This window comes from Brachybacterium saurashtrense (genome assembly GCF_003355475.1).
GTDB classification, from domain to species: Bacteria; Actinomycetota; Actinomycetes; order Actinomycetales; family Dermabacteraceae; genus Brachybacterium; species Brachybacterium saurashtrense.
The window spans coordinates 1,127,193-1,143,685 of record NZ_CP031356.1 but is presented as its reverse complement, the minus strand read 5'-3'; the positions used below and the strand labels follow the sequence as shown (position 1 = coordinate 1,143,685).

The following is a 16,493-nucleotide window of genomic DNA, read 5'->3' as shown; positions in this document are numbered from 1 at the left end:
GGCATGTGACCGCTTTCACGATCAGTGCGCTCGTCCCGGCGCGTCGCAGCGCCTCCTCAGCCGCGCCGGTGCGCGCGCCCCACGCCCTGGGCCGCCTCCGCGTCGGCGTACCGCATTCCCGCCGGCACCTGCGCGAGCTCGAACCAGGAGGCGGCGCGGGGCAGCAGGCGCACGTCGTGCCAGGGGATCTCGAAACCTGCCGCCTGCCACATGGTCAGCCCGATCTCGGCGCGCCGGCCGGCGGCGACGAGCGTCAGTCGGCGCAGCCGCGAGAACGGGTGGGGGGAGGGCCGTGCGCTCTCCGGGATCGCGACCACGCCGCCGAGCTCGAGCGGCCAGACGGTCGCTCCCCAGCACAGCGCCGCCCGCGCGGGGGTGCCGAGGATGATCGCCGGCGGGCGGAGATCCGCGGCGCGCACGGGCACGGGTGCCACGGCGGTGCCGCGTGCGAGCACCTCCGGCTCCACCCACGCGCCGGGCAGGACGAGGCGGTCGCCGATCGACACGTCCACCAGGAGCGCGTCCTCGAACGGGGCGAGGGCCGGACTCAGCCGTCCCTCGCGTGCCATGTCGCGGCGCGGCGCGGCGAGCACGCGCACCGTCGCCTCGTCGCCGGGACGGTCCGTGAGGGCGATCCGCACCCGTGTGCCGGGCAGCGGCGGGCGGCCGCTCATCCCTGCTCCCCGCGCCGCGCGGGCCCCGTGGTCCCGGGGCGCCTCATCCGCCCGTCGGGGCCTGCATGGCCGTGGTCCCCAGGAGCAGGAACGTGACGCCGAAGAAGGCGATGTAGGCGAGGATGGCGAGCACGGCGAGGCCGAGCATCACCCAGAAGATGATCCAGCCGATCTTGTTCATCTTCTGCGCGCTGTACGGATCGGAGTCCATCTGCACGAGCGCGATGATGCCGAAGATCGCCGGCACCGTTCCTCCGCACAGGAACCCGAACACGATCAGGAGGATCGCGCGGGTCTGGAGGGAGCTGCGATCCGGGAGCGGCGCCGGGGGCGGGAGACTCATCGGTCGTGTCCGTTCCGGGAATCAGTCGGCGAGGGGGCGGCCGTGGGCGTCCCGCTCGAAGGAGGGGGACTTGGCGAGCACCATGATGCCCTCGATCAGACCCCACAGGGCACCGGCACCGCAGGTCAGGACGGTGACCACGATCTGGATGATGCCGATGGTGGTGTAGCCGAGGAGGAATCGGTGCACGCCGAACCCGCCCAGGAAGATCCCCAGCAGGCCCACCACGAGGCGGCTCTGGAGCTGGCCCTGCGGTGCCGGCCCCGGTGCTCCCCCTGCCTGGCCGTAGGGCGCGCCGCCTGCCTGGCCGTAGGGCGCGCCGCCCGGCGCGGCGGCCTGCGGGGCGCCGGAGTCGTGGGCCGGCGACCACTGGTGCTGGCCCTGCCCGTAGGGATCGGAGGCGGAGCCGGCCGACGGCGGCTGGCCGTACGGGTCGTAGGGCGAGGCGCCCGCGCTCGGCTGACCGTAGGGGTCGGAGGCCGAGGCCCCCGAGGCCTGGGTCCCGAACGGATCCTGCGCCGCCGCCTGCGGCGCGCCGCCGGCCTGCTGGCCGTAGGGGTCGGAGGCGAAGCCCGCCGACGGCGGCTCGCCGTACGGGTCGGAGGCGGAGCCCGCCGCGCTCTGCGGGGCGTACGGGTCCTGCGCGGCGCCCGGGGGCTGCGCCCACGGATCCTGCGGGGGCTGCGCGGAGGCGTCGTGGTCGCCGTTCTGCGGGGTCCAGGAGGAGTTGTCGCCGGGAGTGCTCATGGCTCCCAGGATACGTGCTCGCGGTGCGCGCTCGCACCTCCGGGCGGCCGCGGCACGCCGCTGCTCAGCGCTTGCGCTTCTCCCGGATCCGCACGCCGATCACGATCGGCGAGCCGGTGAAGGCGAAGTCCTCGCGCAGGCGGCGCTCGATGAAGCGGCGGTACCCGTGCTCGAGGAAGCCGCTGGCGAAGATGACGAACCGGGGCGGGCGGGTGCGGGCCTGGGTGGCGAACAGGATCCGCGCCTGCTTGCCGCCGCGCAGCGGGTGCGGGTGGGCGGCCACCAGCTGCCCCAGGAAGGCGTTGAGCCGGCCGGTGGGGATGCGACGGTCCCACGACTCCAGCGCCGTCTCGATCGCGGGCACCAGCTTCTCCGCGTGGCGGCCGGTCTGGGCGGAGATGTTCACGCGCGGCGCCCAGGCCACGTGGGCGAGGTCCCGCTCGATCTCGATCTCGAGCGCCCGGTGGCGCTCCTCGTCCAGCAGGTCCCACTTGTTGAAGGCCAGCACGAGGGCGCGACCGGACTCCAGCACCATGTCGATGATCTTCAGGTCCTGGGTGGAGATCGGCTCGGAGGCCTCCAGCAGCACCACCGCGATCTCGGCGCGGTCCAGTGCGGCGCGCGTGCGCAGGGAGGCGTAGTAGTCCGCACCCTGCGACTGCAGCACGCGACGGCGGATCCCGGCGGTGTCCACGAAGGTCCACTCCTTGCCGCCCAGGGTGATCTTCTCGTCGACCGGGTCGCGGGTGGTGCCGGCGACCTCGTCGACCACCACCCGCTGCTCGCGGGCCAGTCGGTTCAGCAACGAGGACTTGCCTACGTTGGGCCGGCCGACGAGGGCGACGCGGCGCGGGCCGTGGTCCGCGGCCGCGCCGCGCCCCTCGGCGGGCATCACCGCGAGCACCGCGTCGAGCATGTCGCCGGAGCCACGCCCGTGCAGGGCGGAGACCGGGTGGGGCTCGCCCAGGCCCAGGTTCCACAGCGCGGCGGCCTCGAGCTCGCCGCGCTGGTCGTCCACCTTGTTGGCGACCAGCACGATCGGCACGTTCGCCTTGCGCAGCACCTTCAGCAGCTGCTCGTCGGTGGTGGTCACGCCCACGTTCGCGTCCACGATGAACATCACCACGTCCGCGAGGGAGACGGCCACCTCAGCCTGCTCCGCGACCCGGTAGGCGATGCCCTGCACCCGGTCCTCCCAGCCGCCGGTGTCCACCAGCCAGAAGTCCTTGCCGGCCCACTCGGCCTCGTAGAAGACGCGGTCGCGGGTCACGCCCGGGCGGTCCTCCACCACGGCCTCGCGGCGGCCGAGGATGCGGTTGACGAGGGTGGACTTGCCGACGTTGGGGCGTCCCACCACGGCCACGACCGGCAGGTTGCGGGGCGCGGCGCGGCGAGGGCCCTCCTCGTCCTCGCCCTCCAGCAGCGCCATGTCCTCGTCCTCAAGCGCGTAGTCGGCCAGGCCCGCGCGCAGCGCGGACTCGATCTCCTCGTCGCTGGGACCGTCGGCGGTCTCGCCCCCCGGGGCGGCGCCCTCCCCCGCCGTCGAGCGGGTCGCGGGCTCGGCCGCGCCGTGCCGGGCCTCCTCCTGCGCGGACTCCGCGGCGGCCACGAGCATCAGCACCCGCTCCACCACGTCCTCGATGTCGAGCCCCGTGGTGTCGAGGGCCTCCACGCCCTCCGCCGCGGTGAGGAACTCGGAGACGGTGGAGTCGTCGCGGTCCCGCCGCAGCACCTGGTCCGCCATGCGGGCCCGCGTCTCCTCGGTGTCCTCGAGCTGCAGCTCCGCGGCGCGGCGGCGCATGCGCTCCTCGTCGGAGGCGGTGAGCAGCACGCGCACCTGGGCGTCGGGCGCCACCACCGTGGTGATGTCCCGGCCCTCGGCCACGCAGAAGCCCCGCTCCGCGGCGGCGGCGTGCAGCAGCTGCCGCTGCCGACGCTGCAGGACGGCGCGCACCAGCGTGTTGGTCGCGACGCGCGAGACCTGCTGGGAGATGCGCTCGGTGCGGATCGCGGCCGTGATGTCGGTGCCGGCCACGGCGACGGTCGCCCCCGCCGGGTCGGTGCCCTGCACCAGCTCGACCTCCTCCGCGGCGCGGGCCACGGCCTCCCGGTCCTCCAGGTCGATGCCCTGCTCGAGGCACCACCAGGTGACGGCGCGGTACATCGCGCCGGTGTCGAGGAAGCCGCCGTCCAGCGCCTCCGCCACCAGGCGCGACACGGTGGACTTGCCGGAGCCGGCCGGGCCGTCGATCGCGATGGCGATGCCCTCGGCGGGAGCGGTGGTCTCGTGCGGCGCGCTGGTGTGCATCCTGCAAGGATACGGGGCGCTCAGGCGTCCGCGACCCTCCACCCGCGCGCGGCGAGCTCCCGCGTGAGCAGGTCCTCACGGGCGGCGTCGATCGCGACGTGCGCGAGGCCCACCTCGCGGCCGAGCTCGTGCTCCAGCCGCAGGTCCTCGAGGTTCACGCCGATCTGCCCGATCTCGGTGAGGAGCCGTGCGAGCTCCCCGGGCCGGTCCGGGACCAGCACCACCACGGTCGCGAAGGCGTCGGTGGCGCCGCCGTGCTTGCCGGGGATGCGGCGCACTCCCCGATTGCCGGCGGCGACCATCTCGGCGAGGGCGCGTCGCGAACCGGTGCCCGGGTCCGGATCGCCTCGCAGCGTCTCCAGCGCCACCAACACCTCGTCCATCTGCCCCCGCACCGCGCCGAGCACCTCCGCGACGGCGCCGGCGTTCGCGCCCAGGATCTCCACCCACAGCCGCGGATCGGAGTCCGCGATGCGGGTGGTGTCGCGCAGCCCCTGCCCGGCGAGGCCGAGGGCCGCCTCGGTGGGGTGCAGCAGGGTCGCGGCCAGCAGGCTCGCCATCACCTGCGGGACGTGGGAGACGTGGGCGACGGCGGCGTCGTGCGCGGCGGCGTCCATCGTGGTGGGCACGGAGCCGATCTCGGTGGCGAGGCCGCGCAGGGCGCTGACGGCGCGCGGGTCCGTGCCCTCGTGCGGGACCACCACGAAGGGGCGGCCCTGGAAGAGGTCCGCCCGGGCGGCGATCACGCCGGAGATCTCCCGGCCCGCCATCGGGTGCGCGCCGATGTAGCGGGGAAGGTCCTCCTCGCGCGCCCGGCCGCGCAGCCCGTCCAGGACGGTGCTCTTCACGCTCGCGACGTCCGCGACCAGCGCCTCGGGCCAGGTGCGCAGGGCGCGGTCCAGCAGGGCGGCGGCGACGTCCGGCGGGGCGGCGACCAGCACCAGGGCGGGATCGGGGGCGTCCGGTCCCGGAAGGGTGCCCGCTCCCAGCTCCACGGCCAGCGCCGCGGTGCCCGGGGAGACGTCCTCCACCTGTACCTCCACGCCGGCGCGGCGCAGGGCCATGCCCAGCGAGCCGCCGATCAGCCCGGTGCCGATGATCCGCACCGGCGAGGGCACCAGCGTGCTCACAGACCCACCTCCGCCATCAGGGTACCGAGCTCGCGGCCGGTCAGCTCACGGGTCTGCCCGGAGGGCAGGTCCCCCAGCAGGACCGGACCGATGCGGGTGCGCATGAGGGAGGTGAGCTCGAAGCCCTGGGAGGAGAACATGCGGCGCACGATCCGGTTGCGGCCTTCGTGCAGGGTCACCTCCACCACCGCCTCCCGGCCGTTCTGCGCGAGCACCCGCGCGCGATCGGCGCGGGCGGGCCCGTCCTCCAGCTCCACGCCCTCGCGCAGGGCCTTCACCAGGCCGCGGGGCGGGCCTCCGGGCGCGTCGAAGCGGCACACGTAGGTCTTGTCCACCTCGAAGCGGGGGTGGGTGAGCCGGTGGGCGAGCTCGCCGTCATTGGTCAGCAGCAGCAGGCCCTCGGTCTCGTAGTCCAGCCGGCCCACGTGGTAGAGGCGCTGGGGGTACTCGGCGGTGAACTCGGTGAGGTCGCGCCGACCCTCGGGGTCGCTCATCGCGGAGACCACCCGGCGGGGCTTGTTCAGCACCACGGTGAGCTTGGTGTCGTCGAGCTGCAGGCGGCGCCCGTCCACGTGGATCACCTGGGCGGCGGGGTCGATGCGCACCCCCTGCTCGAGGACCACCTCGCCGTCGACCCGCACGCGACCGGAAGAGATCAGGGCCTCGCACGCGCGGCGCGAGCCGAAGCCGGCCCGGGCGAGCACCTTCTGCAGCCGTTCGCCGCCCTCGTGGTGGACCTCGGGCGTCTCGCCGTCGGCGGTCGACGGGCCGGGGCGCGCCCCTCCCTCCCCGTCGCGCAGGCGCACCTGCTTCGGCGGGGTGAAGGCGCTGCGCCGACGCGCAGGACGCCCGCCGCTCCCCCGTGCGCCGTCGCCCCGGCCGCGGGAGCCGGGCGTGCGGGCGGCCATCAGGCCGCGGCGCCGCGGGAGATCAGCTCGCGGGCGAGCTGACGGTACGCGGCGGCGCCCTTGTTGGAGGTGGCGAAGGAGATGATCGGCTCCGCGGCCACGGAGGCGTCCGGGAACTTCACGGTGCGGTTGATGGTGGTGTGGAAGACCTGGTCCGGGAACGCCTCGACCACCCGCTGGCAGACCTCGCGGGCGTGCAGCGTGCGGGGATCGAACATGGTGATGAGGATCCCGTCCAGCTCCAGGCGCGGGTTGATGCGGTCCTGCACCTTCTCGATGGTCTCCACCAGCAGCGCCACGCCGCGCAGCGCGAAGTACTCGGCCTCCAGCGGGATGATCACGCCGTGGCTGGCGGCCAGCGCGTTGACGGTGAGCAGGCCCAGCGAGGGCTGGCAGTCGATGATGATCACGTCGTAGTCGTCCGCCACCGGGCGCAGCACCCGCGCCAGCGCCATCTCGCGCGCCACCTCGTTGACCAGGGTGACCTCCGCGGCGGAGAGGTCGATGTTCGCCGGGAGCACGTCGAGGTTCTCGGTGTGGGTCTCCTGGATGACGGTGCGCACGTCGTGCCCGCGCTCCATCAGCAGGTTGTAGACGGTCACGTCGAGCTCGTACGGGTTCACCCCGGTGCCGGCGCTCAGCGCGCCCTGCGGGTCGAGGTCCACCAGCAGCACCTTCCGGCCCAGCTCCGCCAGGGCCGCGCCCAGGTTGATGACGCTGGTCGTCTTCCCCACGCCGCCCTTCTGATTGACCATGGAGATGATCCGTGCGGGTCCGTGACCGTCCAGCGGGGCCGGCTCCGGGAGCTCCGGCATCGGGCGGCCGGTGGGGCCGAGGTCGATGTCCAGCTGCTGGGAGGAGGTCGGGCTCACGTCGGTGTCCTGTCGTCGGCGTCGGGTTCTGTGCGCGGCATGCCGGGCGCCCCCACTCGGGCGGACGGTCTCCGGTCCCAGCCCGGGCAGAGCCGGATGGTGCATGCCGTCGTCGTCTCGCGCAGGGCGTTCGCGACCGGTCGGGCCGGGCCGCGACGTCGTGCCGGACAAGTCTAAGCCCCTCGCCGGGCGCGAGGGTGGGCACCGGCATGGATCTCCCGCAGCGAGTCGACCGTGACCTGGGTGTACAGCTGGGTGGTGGTCACCGAGGCGTGCCCCAGCAGCTCCTGCACCGCCCGCACGTCCGCCCCGCCGTGCAGCAGATGCGTGGCGTAGGAGTGCCGCAGGGTGTGGGGGCTGATCGGCTCCGGCACGTCCTCCAGCGCCGCCTCCTCGGCCGCACGCTGCACCACCTGCCACGCCGCCTGCCGGGTGAGCCGCGTGCCGCGCGCGCCGAGGAACACCGCCGGGGTGCCGGGACCGTGGGCCGCGAGCACGGGCCGGCCGCGGGTCAGATAGGCGTCCAGCGCCTCCAGCGCGTACCGGCCCACCGGGACCACCCGGTGCTTGTCCCCCTTGCCCCGCAGCACCGCCGCCCGCTCCCGGGCGTCGAGGTCGTCCACGTCGAGGCCGGTGGCCTCCGTGATGCGCGCCCCGAGCCCGTAGAGCACCTCCAGCAGCGCCCGGTCCCGCAGCGCACGGGCGGTGGAGTCCCTTCCGGTGCCCGGCCTGCCCGCCGCCTCGAGCAGCGCCTCCACCTGGGCGATCGACAGCGGATGCGGGAGCCGGCGCGGGAGCGTGGGCGCGGGCACCTGACGGGCGGGGTCGCCCGTGGTGGAGACCCGTTCGGCGTCGAGGAAGGCGTGCAGTCCCCGCACGGCCGCCAGGGAGCGCGCGGCCGAGCTCGCGGAGAGGGCGCTGCCGCCGTCCGACCCGGTGCGCAGCGCCTGCAGCCAGGCCCCCAGCTGCTCGGGGCGCACCGCGGCGGGGTCGATCTCCTGCCGGGCGAGGTCCGCGAGATAGCGGCGCAGGTCCCGCCGGTACGCCGCGAGCGTGTTGGCGCTCAACCCGCGCTCCACGCGGAGGTGGCCGAGATACTGCTCGAGCAGCCGTTCGTCGCCGGCGCGCAGCGCCGGCCCCGGGACGGGGTGGGCGGCGCCGCGCGACGTCACAGCGTGACGAAGGGATCGATCGCGAGGGCGACGAACAGGACCGTGAGGTAGGTGATCGAGCCGTGGAAGACCACCATCGGCCCCAGCGCCTTCCCGCTCAGGCCCCGGTGCACGCGCATCGCGTAGCGCACCACCAGGAAGCCAAACCAGGCGCCGGAGGCGACGGCGCCCACGCCGTACACCCAGCCCGTCGCCCCGAGCGGGATGATCGCGAGGCTCGCCGCGATCATCAGCGCGGTGTGCAGGATCATCTGCCGCGACACGCTGCGGCGGGAGGCCACCACCGGCAGCATCGGCACCCCGGCCTCGGCGTAGTCGCGGGAGAACTTCTCCGCGAGCGGCCAGTAGTGCGGCGGCGTCCAGAAGAAGATCACCGCGAACAGCAGCACGGCCGTCCAGGAGACCGTCCCGGTCACGGACGACCAGCCGATCAGCACCGGCATGCAGCCGGCCACGCCGCCCCAGACGATGTTCTGGCTGGTGCGACGCTTGAGGATCATCGTGTAGAAGACCACGTACAGCAGGATCGCGCCCACGGCGAGGGCGGCGGACATCCAGTTCACCAGCAGGCCCAGCCAGACCGCCGAGACGAGCGAGAGCGCGATGCCGAACACGAGCCCCGCGCGCGGGGAGATCTCCCCCGTGACCAGCGGCCGGTTGCGGGTGCGCTTCATCTTCGCGTCGATGTCGCGGTCGAGGTACATGTTCAGCGCGTTCGCACCGCCGGCGGCAAGGTACCCGCCGATCATGGTGGTGAGGATCAGCCACGGGGACGGGAAGCCCCCGGCGGCGAGGAACATCGTGGGGATCGTGGTGATCAGCAGCAGCTCGATGATCCGCGGCTTGGTCAGCGCCACGTATCCGCGGAGCACGGCGCCCACGGACCGAGGGGCCCGCTCGCCGTCGCGGCCCGAGTTCCGTACCGTCGGTCCCTGGGTGGCGGTCACCGCCCACCGTCCTTCCTCCTGAGCACGACGCAGTCGTCGTGAGATCCCCACCAGTCTAGGGGGCGCCCTGCGCCGTCGGCACCTCGACACGGGGTGACTCCCCGCACCGCACGGCACGACTCCCCCTCCCCGGGGTGCGGCAACAGGGTGGACGGACTCCCGTCGCGACCGGCCGCACGACTAAGGTGGGCGACGTCGCCTCGCCCAGGATGCCGTGCGCCGCCTCTGCGTCGGCGCCCTCCTCCGTGGTGGGGCCTGTCGATCCCGGCGGCCGCAGCGGTCGCACCCCGGTGAAAGGAAGCACCCGACATGACGGAGAACTTCAAGGCCCCCGAGGGCTGGACCGAGCTGGACGAGCGGGCGGTCGACACCGTCCGCGTGCTCGCCGCCGACGCGGTGGAGAAGGTCGGCAACGGTCACCCCGGGACCGCGGTGAGCCTCGCTCCCGCGGCCTATCTCCTCTACCAGGACCTGATGCGCCACGACCCGACGGACCCGACGTGGCTGGGCCGCGACCGGTTCGTGCTCTCGGCCGGGCACTCGAGCCTGACCCAGTACATCCAGCTGTTCCTGGGCGGCTTCGGCCTCGAGAAGAAGGACATCGAGGAGCTGCGCACCTGGGGCTCGAAGACCCCGGGCCACCCCGAGAACTTCCACACCCGGGGCGTGGAGATCACCACAGGCCCGCTCGGCCAGGGCATCTCCTCCGCCGTGGGCATGGCGATGGCGCAGCGCCGCGAGCGCGGCCTGCTGGACCCGGACGCCGCGCCGGGCGAGAGCCCCTTCGACCACTTCACCTACGTGATCGCCTCCGACGGCGACCTGCAGGAGGGCGTCTCCTCCGAGGCGAGCTCCCTGGCCGGAACCCAGCAGCTCGGCAACCTCATCGTGCTGTGGGACGACAACGAGATCTCCATCGAGGGCGACACCTCCATCGCCTTCACCGAGGACACCGCCGCGCGCTACGAGGCCTACGGTTGGGACGTGCGCACCGTGGACTGGACGAACGGCGGCACCGGCTACGCCGAGGACGTCGCCGCGCTGAAGGACGCGATCCTCGAGGGCCAGAAGGTCACCGACAAGCCCACCTTCATCCGCCTGCGCACCGTGATCGGCTGGCCGATCCCGGAGCTGGCCGGCTCCCACTCCGTGCACGGCGCGAAGCTGGGCCCCGAGGGCGTCGCGGGCCTGAAGAAGGCCGTCGGCTTCGACCCGGAGCAGACCTTCCAGGTCGACGAGGACGTGCTCGCCCACACCCGCGGCCTCGCCGAGCGCGCCGCCGCCGTGCGCGCCGACTGGGAGCAGGGCTACCAGGCCTGGCGCTCCGCGAACGCGGACAGGGCCGCCCTGCTGGACCGTCTGCTCGCCCGTGAGCTGCCGGACGGCTTCGCCGAGGCGTTCCCCACCTTCGAGGCCGACGAGAAGGGCCTCGCCACCCGCGCCGCCTCCGGCAAGGTGCTCGCCGACCTCGCCGCGGTCATGCCCGAGCTGTGGGGCGGCTCCGCCGACCTCGCCGGCTCCAACAACACCACCATGAAGGGCGAGCCGTCCTTCCTGCCGGCGGAGCTGAGCTCCTCCGAGTTCGCGGGCGACCAGTACGGCCGCACCCTGCACTTCGGGATCCGCGAGCACGGCATGGGCGCGATCCTCTCCGGCATCTCGCTGCACGGGCTCACCCGCCCCTACGGCGGCACCTTCTTCCAGTTCGCGGACTACATGCGCGGCGCCGTGCGCCTCGCCTCCCTGATGAAGACCCCGGCCACCTACGTGTGGACCCACGACTCGATCGGCCTGGGCGAGGACGGCCCCACCCATCAGCCCGTCGAGCACCTCGCCGCCTACCGGGCGATCCCGAACCTCTCGATCGTGCGCCCGGCGGACGCCAACGAGACCGCCCAGGCCTGGAAGGCGACCCTCGAGCGCGACAGCGGGCCCGTGGGCCTGATCCTGTCCCGTCAGGCGATGCCCACCTTCGACCGCACCGAGTACGCGGGGGCGGAGAACCTCTCCCAGGGCGGCTACGTCATGAGGGACGCCTCCACCGGCGCCCCCGAGGTCATCCTCATCGCCACCGGCTCCGAGGTGCAGTACGCCGCCGAGGCGCAGAAGCGGCTCGAGGCGGAGGGCACCCCCACCCGTCTGGTCTCGATGCCCTCGGTGGAGTGGTTCGACGAGCAGTCCGAGGAGTACCGGGAGTCCGTGCTCCCCGCCTCCGTGACCGCCCGCGTCTCGGTCGAGGCTGGCATCGCGATGCCGTGGCACCGCTTCCTGGGTGCGCACGGCCGTGCCGTGTCCCTCGAGCACTACGGCGCCTCCGCCGATGCCAAGACCCTCTTCCGCGAGTACGGCTTCACGGCCGAGGCCGTGGTCGAGGCCGCCAAGGAGTCCCTCGCCGCCGCCGGCGCGTGAGCACCCGTGCGGGGCAGGGCCGGCCGGCCCTGCCCCGCACTCCTCCGCCCCTCCCGCCTCGCGGCGTTCCCGACACCACATCGTGGAAGGATCGGGCGCCCACGGGCGTTCCCCCGACAGTCACCGGTTCGACACAGGGCGCTCCGCGCCCGGAAGGAACGACATGGCACAGAACGCCAACACCCAGGCCCTCTCCGACGCCGGAGTCTCGATCTGGCTCGACGACCTCTCCCGGGAGCGGATGGACTCCGGCAGCCTGAAGGAGCTCATCGACACCTGCAACGTCGTGGGCGTGACCACGAACCCCTCGATCTTCCAGGCGGCGATCTCCGGCCGCTCCGAGTACGACGAGGACATCGCCCGCCTCGCCGGCGAGGGCACGGACGTCGACGCGATCGTCGAGATGCTCACCACCGACGACGTGCGCCGCGCCGCCGATCTCCTCGCCGACGTCCATGCCGGCAGCCACGGCTACGACGGCCGGGTGAGCATCGAGGTGGATCCCCGCCTCGCCCACGAGACCGAGAAGACCATCGCCCAGGCCGAGCACCTCTTCGAGGTCGTGGGCCGCGAGAACGTGATGATCAAGATCCCGGCCACCCTCGAGGGCCTGCCCGCCATCACCGCCGTGATCGCCGCGGGGATCAGCGTCAACGTCACCCTGATCTTCTCCGTGGAGCGCTACGAGGCCGTCATCGACGCCTACCTCGCCGGGCTCGAGAAGGCCGCGGCCGCCGGGAAGGATCTGTCCACGATCCACTCCGTCGCCTCGTTCTTCGTCTCGCGCGTGGACTCCGAGATCGACTCCCGCCTCGAGTCCCTCGGCGGCGAGGACGCGAGCGCGCTGCGCGGCCAGGCCGGCGTGGCCAACGCCCAGGTGGCCTTCGGCGCCTACCTGGAGGCCTTCTCCGGGGAGCGCTTCGAGGCCCTGAAGGCCCAGGGCGCGAACGTGCAGCGGGCGCTGTGGGCTTCCACCGGCGTGAAGAACCCCGAGTACTCCGACACCCTCTACGTCGACCACCTGGTCGCGGATCCCTCGGTCAACACCATGCCGGAGAAGACGCTCGAGGCCGCGGCCGACCACTCCGCGCCGAAGGCCTCCCTGAACGCGGAGATCGCCACCTCCGCCCAGTCCGTGCTCGAGCGCGTCGAGGGCGCGGGCGTGGACCTCGTCGACGTCTTCGCCGTGCTCGAGCGCGAGGGCGTGGAGAAGTTCGAGAAGGCCTGGAACGAGCTGCTCGAGACGGTCTCGGCCTCGGTCGAGTCGGCCCGCGCCTGACCCCGCGGGGGCGGGCGGTGCGCCGCGTCGCACCGCCCGCCCCGACCTCTGTCCGAGAAAGGACGAACGTGACAGACTCCCCCCGCCTCCTCACCGGGACGGACGCGCCCAATCCGCTGCGCGACCCCCGGGACCGGCGCCTCCCGCTGATCGCCGGTCCCGGCTCGATGGTGATGTTCGGCGTCACCGGAGACCTCGCCCGCAAGAAGCTCCTCCCGGCGATCTACGACCTCACCCACCGCGGTCTGCTGCCGCCCAGCTTCGGACTGGTCGGCTTCGGCCGCCGCGACTGGTCGGACGACGACTTCGCCGACTACGTGCGCACGAGCGTCTCCGAGCACTCCCGCACCGGGTTCGACGAGAGCGTCTTCGAACAGCTGCGCGGGGGGCTCCGCTTCGTCACCGGCACCTTCGACGACACCGCCGCCTTCGAGCGGCTCACCGAGGTCGTCGGCGAGCTGGACCGCACCCGCGGCACCGGCGGCAACCACGCCTTCTACCTCTCCATCCCGCCGGACGCCTTCCCGCAAGTGCTCACGCAGCTGGCGAACTCCGGCCTGAACACCCCGCGGGACGGCTCCTGGCGCCGCGCGGTGATCGAGAAGCCCTTCGGCCACGACCTCGCCTCCGCCCGTGAGCTCAACGACGTGGTGGAGCAGGCCTTCCGGCCCGAGGACGTCTTCCGCATCGACCACTACCTGGGCAAGGAGACGGTGCAGAACATCCTCGCGCTGCGCTTCTCGAACCAGCTGTACGAGCCGATCTGGAACGCGAGCTACGTCGACCACGTGCAGATCACGATGGCCGAGGACATCGGCATCGGGTCCCGCGCCGGGTACTACGACGGCATCGGCACCGCCCGGGACGTCATCCAGAACCACCTGCTGCAGCTCCTCGCGCTCACCGCGATGGAGGAGCCGCTCAGCTTCCGCGCCAAGGATCTGCGCGCCGAGAAGGAGAAGGTGCTCTCCGCGGTGCAGCTGCCCGAGGACCTCTCCCTCCACACCGCGCGCGGCCAGTACGTGGGCGGATGGCAGGGCGGCGAGCAGGTGCGCCCGTACATCGAGGAGGACGGCATCCCCGCCGACTCCACCACGGAGACCTTCGCCGCGATGCGCCTGGACATCGCCACCCGGCGCTGGGCGGGCGTGCCCTTCTACCTCCGCGCGGGCAAGCGCCTGGGCCGCCGTGTCACCGAGATCGCGGTGGTCTTCAAGCGCGCACCGTTCCTGCCCTTCAACTCCACCGACACCGCGGATCTCGGCCAGAACGCGATCGTGATCCGCGTCCAGCCGGACGAGGGCGTCACGATGCGCTTCGGCTCCAAGGTGCCCGGCACCCAGATGGAGGTGCGCGACGTGACCATGGACTTCTCCTACGGCATGAACTTCACCGAGGAGTCCCCGGAGGCCTACGAGCGCCTGATCCTGGACATGCTCCTGGGCGATCCGCCCCTGTTCCCGCGGCAGAAGGAGGTCGAGCTCTCCTGGCAGATCCTCGACCCCATCACCGCGTTCTGGGCCGAGCACCTGGACCCGTCCCCCTACCGCCCCGGCACCTGGGGCCCCGACACCGCGCACGAGATGCTCGCCCGTGACGGGCGTACCTGGAGGCGACCGTGATCACCACCCTGACCGACACCACCGCCTCGGCGATCGACAAGCAAATGATCACGATGCGGGAGACCTTCGGCGAGAACACCATCGGCCGGGTGCTCACGCTGATCATCGTCGCCACCGGCGAGATCGAGGAGCCGCTGGAGGCGGCGGTCGCCGCCAGCCACGAGCATCCCGCGCGCGTGATCGTGGTGGACGCGGACCCGGAGGCGGAGACCTCCGGGCTCGACGCCGAGATCCGCGTGGGCCGCCACGCCGGCGCCGGGGAGATCGTGATCCTCCATGCCCGCGGCGATGTGCTGTGGTCCCTGGACACGCTGGTAATGGCGCTGCTGCTGCCGGACGCGCCGATCGTGACGTGGTGGCCGGAGCATGCGCCCTCCTCCCCCGTCCACGACGTGCTGGGCTCGATGTCGCAGCGCCGGATCACCGACTCCGCCGCCTGCGCCGACCCGCTCGGCACCCTGAAGCGGCTGCGCCGCGGCTACGCCAGCGGGGACTCCGACTTCGCCTGGGCACGGCTCACCCGCTGGCGGGGACTGGTGGCGAGCGCCTACGAGGTGCCGCCGATCTCGACGCCCACCGAGGTGCAGGTCAGCGGCAGCGAGGGCAACCCGTCGGTGGCCCTGATGGCCGGATGGCTCGAGCACGCGCTGGGGGTGCCGGCCTCCGTGCTGCCGCCGGCGGACTCCGACATCGACTTCCGCGGGGTGCACAGCGTGCGCCTGGTGCGCGAGGACGGCACGATCGAGCTGACCCGCGTGGACGACGACTCGATCGTCATGAAGCTGCCCGGTGACGACACCGGTCAGCACGTGACGATGCCGCGTCGCACCCTCTCCGAGCTGATCACCGAGGAGCTGCGCCGCCTGGATCCGGACGAGGTCTACGGCGAGGTGCTGGCCAGCACCTACAGCAGCATCGGGGACGCCTCCACCTTCGCCTCCGGCAAGCCGGAGCCCCGGGACGTGGTGCTCGCGGACGCGGAGGCGGTCGCCGCGGCCGCCGCGGCCGCCGCCGCGCAGCAGCTCGCCGAGGCGCTCGAGGAGCGGCCGCTGGCGCATCTGGTGCTCACCGGCGGCACCGTGGGTACGCTCACGGCGGCGGCCCTGCCGGAGGCGCTGCGCGCCGCCGGCGTCGACGCCGCCCGCCTGCACCTGTGGTGGGGCGACGAGCGCTTCGTGGAGCCCGACTCCGCCGATCGCAACGAGGTCGCGGTGCGGGAATCGCTGCTCGTGCCGCTGCAGCGGGACGCGGGCCTGCCGGCCCGCAACATCCATGTGATGCCCTCCCCCGCGGACGGCATGTCCCTGGACGACGCGGCCGCCTGGTACGGGCAGCAGCTCGACCAGATGGGCGGCGACGAGCCCTTCCGCACCCGCGGGCAGGCGTTCTTCGACGTGCTCATGCTCGGGATGGGGCCGGACGGCCACATCGCCTCGCTGTTCCCGCAGCATCCCGGTCAGCGCCGGGTGAGCGCGAGCGCCACCGGGGTGACCGACTCGCCCAAGCCGCCCTCGCAGCGGATCTCGCTGACCTGGCCGGTGCTGAACTCGGCCCGCCACGTCCAGCTGCTGGTGGCCGGGGCGGAGAAGGCCGGCGCCGTCGCGGACGCCCACGGGCGGATCGACCCCTGGGGCGTGCCCGCCTCGGCGGTGCGCGGACTCGCCTCCACCACCTGGTATCTCGACGAGGCCTCCGCCCGCACGGAGGGCTGAGTCACCGTCGCATGCACGTGAGGGCCGGTCACCACCTGGTGGTGACCGGCCCTCACGTCGAGGTGCGGGGCCGCACGGAGCGCGGAGCCCTCAGCGCCCGCAGCGGCTCACGGGCGGGTGCGGCTCACAGGAAGCGCTCGATGACGCCGAGGCCCACCGCGCTCATCCCCCAGGCCACCGCGATGGTGACGGTGAGGCGGTTGAGGTTGCGCTCGGCCACGCCGGAGGCGCTGGCCGAGGAGGAGACGCCGCCGCCGAACATGTCGGAGAGACCGCCGCCGCGCCCCTTGTGCAGCAGGACGAGCATGATGGTCAGCAGGCCGAGGACGACCAGCAGGATCTGAAGGATGAGCTTCAGGAGGGGCAGATC

14 protein-coding genes are annotated in these 16,493 nt (G+C 73.2%); 4 read left to right on the top strand and 10 right to left on the bottom strand.

The features are described from left to right. Positions 1-56: 56 nt before the first annotated feature. From DWV08_RS05180 to DWV08_RS05140, 9 genes are all read right to left on the bottom strand, one after another. A complete protein-coding gene (locus tag DWV08_RS05180; protein WP_115412820.1) occupies positions 57-674 on the bottom strand; it encodes a hypothetical protein in 618 nt (205 codons plus the stop codon). A 43-nt stretch (positions 675-717) separates the two neighbouring features. Continuing rightward, positions 718-1,017 carry a hypothetical protein gene (locus tag DWV08_RS05175; protein WP_115412819.1) on the bottom strand — a complete coding sequence of 100 codons (300 nt, stop codon included), beginning with the start codon at positions 1,015-1,017 and terminating at the stop codon, positions 718-720. 21 nt (positions 1,018-1,038) lie between these two features. After that, on the bottom strand, positions 1,039-1,764 hold the full coding sequence (locus DWV08_RS05170) for a TM2 domain-containing protein (protein WP_115412818.1): 726 nt from the start codon (positions 1,762-1,764) through the stop codon (positions 1,039-1,041). Positions 1,765-1,828: 64 nt separating this feature from the next. Beyond that, positions 1,829-4,072, bottom strand: a complete 2,244-nt coding sequence (gene der, locus DWV08_RS05165; RefSeq protein ID WP_115412817.1) for a bifunctional cytidylate kinase/GTPase Der — start codon at positions 4,070-4,072, stop codon at positions 1,829-1,831. A 20-nt stretch (positions 4,073-4,092) separates the two neighbouring features. Beyond that, positions 4,093-5,202, bottom strand: coding sequence for a prephenate dehydrogenase (locus DWV08_RS05160; RefSeq protein WP_115412816.1), 1,110 nt, complete (start codon positions 5,200-5,202; stop codon positions 4,093-4,095). Continuing rightward, positions 5,199-6,110, bottom strand: a complete 912-nt coding sequence (locus tag DWV08_RS05155; RefSeq protein WP_115412815.1) for a pseudouridine synthase — start codon at positions 6,108-6,110, stop codon at positions 5,199-5,201. Before DWV08_RS05155 ends, DWV08_RS05160 begins: the two co-directional genes overlap by 4 nt. Next, positions 6,110-6,982, bottom strand: coding sequence for a ParA family protein (locus DWV08_RS05150; RefSeq protein ID WP_115412814.1), 873 nt, complete (start codon positions 6,980-6,982; stop codon positions 6,110-6,112). The genes DWV08_RS05155 and DWV08_RS05150 overlap by 1 nt, the downstream gene beginning before the upstream one ends. Positions 6,983-7,155: 173 nt before the next feature. Next, a complete protein-coding gene (locus DWV08_RS05145; RefSeq protein ID WP_115412813.1) occupies positions 7,156-8,154 on the bottom strand; it encodes a site-specific tyrosine recombinase XerD in 999 nt (332 codons plus the stop codon). Further along, positions 8,151-9,101, bottom strand: coding sequence for a heme o synthase (locus DWV08_RS05140; RefSeq protein WP_115412812.1), 951 nt, complete (start codon positions 9,099-9,101; stop codon positions 8,151-8,153). Before DWV08_RS05140 ends, DWV08_RS05145 begins: the two co-directional genes overlap by 4 nt. Before the next feature lie 309 nt (positions 9,102-9,410). Between DWV08_RS05140 and tkt the strand changes: the two genes are divergently transcribed. From tkt to pgl, 4 genes are all read left to right on the top strand, one after another. Continuing rightward, on the top strand, positions 9,411-11,510 hold the full coding sequence (tkt, locus tag DWV08_RS05135; RefSeq protein ID WP_115412811.1) for a transketolase: 2,100 nt from the start codon (positions 9,411-9,413) through the stop codon (positions 11,508-11,510). A 163-nt stretch (positions 11,511-11,673) separates the two neighbouring features. Then, positions 11,674-12,789, top strand: coding sequence for a transaldolase (tal, locus tag DWV08_RS05130; RefSeq protein WP_115412810.1), 1,116 nt, complete (start codon positions 11,674-11,676; stop codon positions 12,787-12,789). Positions 12,790-12,857: 68 nt separating this feature from the next. After that, positions 12,858-14,411: a glucose-6-phosphate dehydrogenase gene (gene zwf, locus DWV08_RS05125; protein WP_115412809.1), complete on the top strand. Its 1,554-nt coding sequence runs from the start codon at positions 12,858-12,860 to the stop codon at positions 14,409-14,411. Then, positions 14,408-16,123 carry a 6-phosphogluconolactonase gene (pgl, locus tag DWV08_RS05120; protein WP_115412808.1) on the top strand — a complete coding sequence of 572 codons (1,716 nt, stop codon included), beginning with the start codon at positions 14,408-14,410 and terminating at the stop codon, positions 16,121-16,123. Before zwf ends, pgl begins: the two co-directional genes overlap by 4 nt. A gap of 124 nt (positions 16,124-16,247) precedes the next feature. Here the strand turns inward: pgl and secG are convergent, their stop codons facing one another. Continuing rightward, positions 16,248-16,490 carry a preprotein translocase subunit SecG gene (secG, locus tag DWV08_RS05115; RefSeq protein ID WP_162801628.1) on the bottom strand — a complete coding sequence of 81 codons (243 nt, stop codon included), beginning with the start codon at positions 16,488-16,490 and terminating at the stop codon, positions 16,248-16,250. Positions 16,491-16,493 lie beyond the last annotated feature (3 nt).